The following is a 7481-nucleotide window of genomic DNA, read 5'->3' as shown; positions in this document are numbered from 1 at the left end:
GGGTTAACGAGAATTTTGGACACTCCGCGAAATATTTCCGCCGAAAGAGTGCCAACTTCGGAGCAATCGACATGTGAACGAGAATCATGCGCGGCAGTGGTTCCGTGCTTGAGGTTGCTACTGCGAGCCGCGATGCCGGACCACGCAGTAGCTTCAGCGGCTGCGACAGCATCGAAACAGATGCTGGACGAATAGGCGTCGCCGCCCATGGCAAGGCATTGACACATTTGCCGGAGCCTTATGTCGGGCAGGCCAAGCCGCCAAAAATGCCCGGCCTTAACTCCGCAGTGTTGGAAGCTTTCGATCTTCGACGCCAGATTTCCCCTGAACTGATCCAGTCGCTTCGCGAGCCCGAAGGCCTCACGGTTGGATAAGGGCTTGGTGATGAGGTGCTGGACCGCTCGAATCCTGTCTTCGGACAAATGCATGAACTACCCTCGGGTGGTCCAAGTTCTCGTTCGCAGCCTTATTGGTCACGAATCGGAAAGGCACTGACACGAGGGATTCACTCAAATCAACGGTCCAGAAACTTATCCAGAGTACTCCCGGCCTTGACGCCGCAGGCAGAACACCATCGAGCAAAGAGCAAAACGTCCAAAAAGTTTTCACCTCGTTCAATTTTTGAAACGTATGACTGTCCGACGCGGAGCGAATCTGCTAACTGAACCTGTGTGAGGCCGGCTTCCAACCGCAGGCTGCGAAGCAAAGAGCGGAGTTCCTCATATTTAGGATCGTAAAGCGAAACAGACATCCAGCAATCGTTAAGTCCATTCAGGAATAGTCGTAAACAGACTAGAATCGCTTGGTCCGCCTAGACCTCGTCATCTCGGCAGCAGGGTTGTTCCATATGTCTAATCGAGCGATTGCGTCACCTCTCCCTAGCGCTAGGCCGCTGCGGCTACCGGCCTCGGTGACGCGTGCCCGGGCGCGGCAACCAGCACCTGTCGTGCGCAGCCTGTCCGCGGTTCGCATCGGTGCGCAGGTGAGGGCGCTGCGCATGGCGGCCGATGTGTCAGGCGGCGAACTGGCCAAGACCTCAGGGATTTCTGCCTCGATGCTTTCTCGCATCGAGCGCGGTCTGGTCTCGCCTTCGGTGGAGACCCTGGAGCGCCTCGCGCAGGGTCTGCAGGTGCCGACCTCGCGCTTCTTCAGTGACCAGGCGCGGCGCACGGATTTCTGCCATGTGCGCGCAGGACATGGTGTCTTGGTCGATCGCATCGGCGCGGTGGCGGACTACCGCTACGAGCTGTTGGGCCACCTGTTGTCGGGCAACCTGTTCGTCGAGCCGTACCTGGTCACGCTGCTGCCGGGCGCCGATCCCTATGTGACCTTCCAGCACCCCGGCCTCAAGTTCCTGTACTTCCTGTCCGGGGAGGTCCGCTACCGTTACGGCGGCAGGACTGCGGAGGTGAGGGCAGGGGATTCGCTGCTGTTCGATGCAACCGCACTGCATGGGATCGAGGCCATTCAGACCCAGCCGGTCTCTTACCTGTCGGTGGTGTTCACGCTGCGAGAGTAGCCTGTTCTAGGCGGCACTGCCGCTCAGCGGGAGCGGCGCGGATGCCCATTCGATGGTTCTCCTCGAATTCGCAACGTGCCGAATTCACCTCTCTGTCCGGCTCTACTTCTCGGTGTTCGGCATGCCGAATACCGAGAAAAATCTCGAACGTTATTAACAGCGGAGGTCTTCTGCTTGATGGCGCCGTGAGGAAATTCATGCAGCGGCCGTGGACGGAGCATTGGCTGCCGATCCTCGACGAACCGCCAGGCGAGATACTGCATGTGCTTCCGTCTCGCGGCGCATCTCCGCGAGTTCGGGCCGACTCTTGTGTTTCGTGGTTCCAAGTTCGAGGCGTTGGATCAGCGCGTCATACCTTCTTTGTGAAGCCGAGCACCTTCATCGGCCCGGTGAGCGTCTGCTTGGCTTTCCAGTACCCCTCCCATGGGTCACTGGTCTGGAATGACAGGTGCTCGCGCGCGGTGGCGATGGTCCATTGCGCACCGCTTTTCAGGGTGGCGAGGTCGTCCCAACTCACAGGGACAGAAACGCCAAGGCCGGGCCGGGCGCGCGCCGAGAACGCGGCCGCGGTGGTCGCGCCGTGCCCATTGCGCAGATAATCGACGAAGAGCTTGCCGACCCGATTGGACGGGCCGCTCTTTGCGACAAACCGCGACGGTATGGCCCTCGCGAGATGCTGCACGATCGCTTGCGAGAACGCCCTGACCGTGTCGTAGCCGAGTCTGGGCGCCAGGGGCACGACGACGTGGAGCCCTTTGCCGCCGCTCGTCTTCAACCAGGACTCGAGGCCAAGCTCCGAGAGCAACGTGCGCACGAGCGTGGCGGCCTCCTGCACATGCTGCCAGGTCGTGCCTTCGCCCGGGTCCAGATCGAAGATCATCCGGTCCGGCTTGTCGATGTTCCTGGCGAGCGAGTTCCATGTGTGGAACTCGATGACATTCATCTGTGCCGCGTTCGCCAGCGCCTGCATCGTGCCCACCTCGAGCAGCCTCGCATGCCCCGGCCACAGCTTCTCGTCAAGCGCCTTGACCCCGGGGATGCTCAGCTTGTCGTCGTGCTTCTGGAAGAACAGCTCTCCTTGGATACCGGTGGGTCCTCGGACCAGCGAACAAGGGCGGCCTTGGAGGTGCGGCAACATCCATTCAGCCACCGACTCGTAGTAGCGCACCAGGTCGAGCTTCGTGAGGCCCGTGCTCGGGTCGATGACGCGCTCGGCGTTGCTGACCTTGACGCTGCCCGTCGCCGCCTTGCGGGCCGGCTTCGACGGTCCGGGGCCCATCTGCTTCGCCGTCTCGCGCACGATGGCGCTGGCGGGCTTGTCGGTACGCAGGGAGACGTACGACGCATGCCGGATCTGCCCCTCGGGGGTCCACTCGGCGAACTCGACCTCGGCGACGGTGACCGGCTTCACCCACCGTTCGCTGCCGGCCACCCGCTTCGACCACCGGCCCGGCTTGCTGGCGCCGGCGGCGAACGGCGGCTTGGGCACTTCGAGCTTGGCGAGCTTGCGCTTGATGTCCTGCGCCTCCGTGGAATCCCAGCCCGTGCCCACGCTGCCGACGGAAATCAGGTCGCCGTTCGGACCATGGACGCCAAGCAGGAGGCTGCCGATCTGCGGCGATCCGTCGGTTCGGTCGGTGTAGCCGCACACCACGAACTCCTGGCGCCGCTTGCACTTGAGCTTGAGCCACGTCTCCGAGCGCCTGGACACGTAAGGCGCGTCGAGGCGCTTGGCGATCACGCCCTCGAGGTTCATCTGGCAGGCCGAACTGAGGATGGAGGACGGGTCGGATTCGAAATCGGCGCTGTAGCGGACGTGTTCCGTCGCCCGCTCGTCGAGCAGCGCCTTCAGCAGCTGGCGACGGGCGCCGAGCGCCACCTCCCGCAGGTCGTAGCCTTCGAAGTACGGAACGTCGAACAGGAACAGCACGATCGCGTCGCTGCCTGCACCACGGTCAAAGGCTTTCTGCAGGGCGTTGAAACTCGGCAGGCCCTCGTCATTCAGCACCACGATCTCGCCATCGAGCCAGGCGGACTTGAGGCCCAGCTGCCCCAGTTCCTGAACCAGCCGTGGCATCTTGGCGGACCAGTCATGGCCGCCGCGGGTGATGAGCGAGGCTTTGCCTGCCTGGATCCGGGCCATGACGCGATAGCCGTCGAACTTGATCTCGTAGACCCACTCGCCGACGGCCGGTACGCCGGACGCCAGCGTCGCGAGCTGGGGCGACATCCCGGCCGGCATGGGCGCCTTCTTCGCGCCGGCAACGACAGCCTGTGCCTTGGCACTTTTCTTCAAACTCGGCGTGGGAGCGCGGGTCTGGAGCTTGGTGCGCGGCGCCGACGGCGCCGCGGTACGCAAGGGTTTCGCGATGACGCTGTCCGGCAGCGCGGACACGACGTCATAGTCCGCCTTGGCACGGGCGAACTCGTCGCGCTTCTTGAACAGCAGCCAGGGCTCCTGCTTCTCGCCGCCCTTGGCGATCTTCACGAGTTCCCAGAGCCCTTCCATCTTCTGGCCATGCAATCGGAAGACCAGTTTTCCCTTGGCCAGGCCCTCGTGGGGATCGCCGATGGGCTCCCAGGTCCCGTTGTCCCAGACGATGACCGTGCCCGCACCGTACTGCTTCGGAGGAATGGTCCCCTCGAACGAGCCGTAGGACAGCGGGTGGTCCTCCACGTGGATCGCCATCCGCTTGTCGGCGGGGTCGTAGCTCGGCCCTTTCGGCACGGCCCAGGAGACGAGGACGCCGTCGAGTTCCAGCCGGAAATCGTAATGGAGGCGTGACGCAGCGTGCTTTTGAATCACGAAGGACAGGGCCTTGCCGGGCCTGGCGCGCTGACCGCGCGGCTCCGACGTGATCGCGAAGTCCCGCTTGGCCCAGTACCGGGAGAGGGGATCGGCGGTGGTGTCGCGGGCGGCCATGGCTGGACTGTGGGCATGTGCCGATGATCCGGGGGACGGTCGTCGGCGCGTCCGGCTGTGGGATTTCCCTTCCAACCGGACTCGGCCCCGTCCGGCGTTGCGCTTCCGGCGGCCGAGGGACCTTTGCGGCTCGCCGTCGACCTCGTGGTCGGCGAACAGCCCATGAGCAGGAGACCCACATGGCAGACGACAAGCGCAAACCGGGCGGCCAGGACCGTACACGCATCAACGTGAACGAAGACTACGAGCTGCGGGATTGGTCGAAGAAGCTCAAGGTCACACCGGAACAGTTGAAGGCCGCGGTGAAAGCCGTCGGCACGAGTGCCGAGGCAGTCGAAAAGCATCTCAAGGGCAAGTAGCCGCGGCGGCTAGGCATCCTCGTCATCCATTTGCGCCGACGGCTCGCGCGTCAGGCGCCTGTAGGCGCTGAAATGCCGCAGGGCGGCCTGGGGATTGCGAAGCTGCTCGTGCAGCCGGCCCAGGTTGTAGTGGGCATCGGCCAATCCCGGGTCGAGTTCGAGCGCGCGGGCGTAGGCCTGCGCCGCGGCCGTGAGTTGGCCCGCATCTTCCAGCGCGATGGCGTGGTTGAAGTGCACGGGCGCCGATCCGGTGACGACGGGAAGCGCGTTTTCGTACAGCTGAACCGCCTCGGCGCAACACCCGCGCTCGCACAGCAGTGCGCCCAGGTTCAAGATGGCGTCCACGAAATCCGGTGCTGCCTCGAGGGCAGACCTGTACGCCGCCTCGGCGCCCGCCGGGTCCGTCTTTTCCAGCGACGCACCGAGGTTCACGAGATCCGCCGGCGACGGATTGGAGGTGCGCGCGGCGTTCACCGGATCGATGAAGGCGAGCTCTCCGTCGCTCGACGTCACTTCGAAATCCATCAGCATCTGTCCAGAGGTGACTTCCCAGGTGCTGTCCCTGGTTCGAACGGCGACCTCCTCACCCACGGCGGAAATGCGCAGACCCGTGAGAGGCAGCTCGCGGGGCAGGGAGGCCCTGAGACTTTGCAGGGATCGCAGGATCTTGCGAGGGGGAATGTGCGCCCGCTGGAGGTCGTACGCCGTGCGCAAGAGCATGACGTCCTGGAACGCGAAGCGATGCTCGTTGCGGCGCCCGCGCGTCGGCGACACGAAGCCTGCGCGCACGAGCCGGTCGATGATGGCCCTCGAGATGCCCAGCATCTGCTGGACCTTCCGAACGGTGTAGCCTTCGGTCGCCCTGGCGTTCACTTCTTCGCTCGTGCGCGGGACGGCGCCGGGGCGGGTGCCGGAGCTCTCGCCGGCGCGCGCCGTGCCGACTTGCGTTCTTTTGCCTCGAGCATCGGGGTGACGTTGCTGCGCGCCGACTTGTCGGTCGGCTTGCCCGACCGGGCGGCTGACGCAGCGGCCTTGCTGCCGAGGCTGGCCTTCAGTGCGTCCATCAGGTCGATGACCTGGCCCGTGGCGGCATCCTCGCTGTGGGCGGAGGCCACGATCTGCTTGCCGGCGATCTTCTCGTCGATGGCCGCAAGGACCCGCTGCTTCTCCTCGTCCTCGAACTGGGTGGGATCGAAGGTGTCCTGGGAGATCTGGTCGATGAGTTGAAGGGCCAGCTGCAACTCGGCCGGCGCAACGGTGACCTTTTCGATGTTCAGGTCCTGCAGGGAGCGGACCTCGTCCGCGTACAGGAGCTGTTGCAGGATGAGGCCGTCCTCGACAGGGCGGACCTGGACGACATGCTGTTTGGCCTTCCATGCCCACTTCGCCAGGGCGCAGCGACCGCTCTTGCGCATCGCTTCGGCCAGCAATGCATAGGGCTTGCCGCCGCGCTTGTCCGGGGCCAGGAGATAGGCCTTGTCGTAGAACACCGGGTCAATGGTCTTGATCGGAACGAAGGCCACGATCTCGATGACGGGCTGCTGCCCTCCTCGAGGGCCTTCAACTCCTCAGGGGTGAAGAGGACGAAATGGTCCTTCTCGAACTCGTAGCCCTTGACCATTTCCGATCGCTCGACCACTTTGCGGGTTTTCTCGGAGATGTACTGCTGCTTCAGACGCTCACCGTTCTTGGTGAGCATGTTGAAACGGATCTCGCTGGAACTCTCCGTGGCGGAGTAGAGGCGCACCGGGATCGAAACCAGGCCGAAGCTGAGCGTGAGCGACGCGATCGAACGGGCTGCCATGCGGACTCCTCAACACCTCTGAAAGGCGAATGCCACCTGCCCACGACAGGTGAGGGGAAGATGCTAGATCTCCGTGTTGTAGCGCGTCAATTGGGCCATCTGCTCCATGCTTCGTAGGAGAAACTCTGTCACGATTTCGGAGGGTGGTGCACTCTTTGCACCCCCTCGGCATTACCCCAAGGGTGACCGTCGCGCCGACGGGGATCTGCATTGGGGGTGAATTCAACGATGGAGAGGGAAGACGCTGGGACTTGAGCGAGCGCGATGATGTTGCCCGCGGCATCGTAAGAGTACTGAGCACTGGCGCCTGTCTGCGCGACGACTAGGACCAATCGGCCGTTCTCGTCGTACACGTACTGGACCTCGGCAAAGGCGGCCGCAGTGAAAACCGCACAGAGCACAAACAGCACCGACAGCCACACCAGGCGGAAGTCGTGCAAGCGCCGACCCTTGGCGCGCGGTCGCACCTCCGAGAAGATAACCATGTGAAGTCCTCCTGGTCGCCGCTTCGCACCGACGCCCTTCTTAACTCATTTCTGATGAAAGACGTTCTTCAGGAACAAGGCCCAAAAAGCGACCCCCCAAAAATATCCGGTCACGAACGAAACGATGACGAGAAAGATCCGCAACGGCCATCCACCGTAAGAGCCGAAGAGAAGAATAGAAAGAACAGAAGCAACTGTGCCAAAGCACACAACTGCGAACCTGAGAAAATTTTTCCGCTGTCGGATGTAGTTACCTGAACGGACAAGCGGATTTTCCATTTGCAATCTCCAGTTGTCGATCTCCGCGCCATGCTGGATCGCAAGACTTGGCGTTGCTTTGCCATGTCCTTCGCCATCCTGGGCCGCATGGCTGAGGGGAACGCGATCTAGT

Annotated in this window: 8 protein-coding genes and 1 pseudogene; 3 read left to right on the top strand and 6 right to left on the bottom strand. The window is 63.1% G+C overall.

From position 1 onward, the window contains the following. Positions 1 to 86 precede the first annotated feature (86 nt). Positions 87 to 374 (top strand): hypothetical protein, encoded by a 288-nt coding sequence (locus tag ACAM58_RS22620; protein WP_369663584.1) that lies wholly within the window; start codon positions 87 to 89, stop codon positions 372 to 374. Between the two features lie 140 nt (positions 375 to 514). Here ACAM58_RS22620 and ACAM58_RS22615 read toward each other — a convergent pair whose 3' ends face one another. Then, complete coding sequence (locus ACAM58_RS22615) at positions 515 to 751, bottom strand: helix-turn-helix domain-containing protein (RefSeq protein ID WP_369663583.1); 237 nt, start codon at positions 749 to 751, stop codon at positions 515 to 517. Between the two features lie 195 nt (positions 752 to 946). On the opposite strand from ACAM58_RS22615, the gene ACAM58_RS22610 reads away from it, so the two are divergent. Then, positions 947 to 1519: a helix-turn-helix domain-containing protein gene (locus ACAM58_RS22610; RefSeq protein ID WP_369663582.1), complete on the top strand. Its 573-nt coding sequence runs from the start codon at positions 947 to 949 to the stop codon at positions 1517 to 1519. A 349-nt stretch (positions 1520 to 1868) separates the two neighbouring features. Here ACAM58_RS22610 and ligD read toward each other — a convergent pair whose 3' ends face one another. Next, a complete protein-coding gene (gene ligD / locus ACAM58_RS22605; RefSeq protein WP_369663581.1) occupies positions 1869 to 4442 on the bottom strand; it encodes a DNA ligase D in 2574 nt (857 codons plus the stop codon). 179 nt (positions 4443 to 4621) lie between these two features. On the opposite strand from ligD, the gene ACAM58_RS22600 reads away from it, so the two are divergent. Next, complete coding sequence (locus tag ACAM58_RS22600; protein WP_369663580.1) at positions 4622 to 4801, top strand: DUF3606 domain-containing protein; 180 nt, start codon at positions 4622 to 4624, stop codon at positions 4799 to 4801. 9 nt (positions 4802 to 4810) lie between these two features. Here the strand turns inward: ACAM58_RS22600 and ACAM58_RS22595 are convergent, their stop codons facing one another. From ACAM58_RS22595 to ACAM58_RS22580, 4 genes and pseudogenes are all read right to left on the bottom strand, one after another. Then, positions 4811 to 5674 carry a tetratricopeptide repeat protein gene (locus ACAM58_RS22595; protein ID WP_369663579.1) on the bottom strand — a complete coding sequence of 288 codons (864 nt, stop codon included), beginning with the start codon at positions 5672 to 5674 and terminating at the stop codon, positions 4811 to 4813. Continuing rightward, positions 5671 to 6605, bottom strand: a pseudogene (locus ACAM58_RS22590) (Ku protein). The gene ACAM58_RS22595 and the pseudogene ACAM58_RS22590 overlap by 4 nt, the downstream one beginning before the upstream one ends. A 128-nt stretch (positions 6606 to 6733) precedes the next feature. After that, positions 6734 to 7090 (bottom strand): RHS repeat domain-containing protein, encoded by a 357-nt coding sequence (locus tag ACAM58_RS22585; protein WP_369663578.1) that lies wholly within the window; start codon positions 7088 to 7090, stop codon positions 6734 to 6736. Between the two features lie 45 nt (positions 7091 to 7135). Beyond that, complete coding sequence (locus tag ACAM58_RS22580; protein ID WP_369663577.1) at positions 7136 to 7369, bottom strand: hypothetical protein; 234 nt, start codon at positions 7367 to 7369, stop codon at positions 7136 to 7138. Positions 7370 to 7481: the final 112 nt, after the last annotated feature.

The organism is Variovorax sp. V116, from assembly GCF_041154435.1.
Lineage (GTDB): Bacteria > Pseudomonadota > Gammaproteobacteria > Burkholderiales > Burkholderiaceae_C > Variovorax > Variovorax paradoxus.
This window is presented reverse-complemented; position numbering and strand designations above follow the sequence as displayed.

Coding starts and splice junctions, on each gene's coding strand:
- ACAM58_RS22620 (WP_369663584.1), top strand. CDS start 87: ATGCGCGGCAGTGGTTCCGTGCTTGAGGTTGCTACTGCGAGCCGCGAT.
- ACAM58_RS22615 (WP_369663583.1), bottom strand. CDS start 751: ATGTCTGTTTCGCTTTACGATCCTAAATATGAGGAACTCCGCTCTTTG.
- ligD (WP_369663581.1), bottom strand. CDS start 4,442: ATGGCCGCCCGCGACACCACCGCCGATCCCCTCTCCCGGTACTGGGCC.
- ACAM58_RS22600 (WP_369663580.1), top strand. CDS start 4,622: ATGGCAGACGACAAGCGCAAACCGGGCGGCCAGGACCGTACACGCATC.
- ACAM58_RS22585 (WP_369663578.1), bottom strand. CDS start 7,090: ATGGTTATCTTCTCGGAGGTGCGACCGCGCGCCAAGGGTCGGCGCTTG.
- ACAM58_RS22580 (WP_369663577.1), bottom strand. CDS start 7,369: ATGGAAAATCCGCTTGTCCGTTCAGGTAACTACATCCGACAGCGGAAA.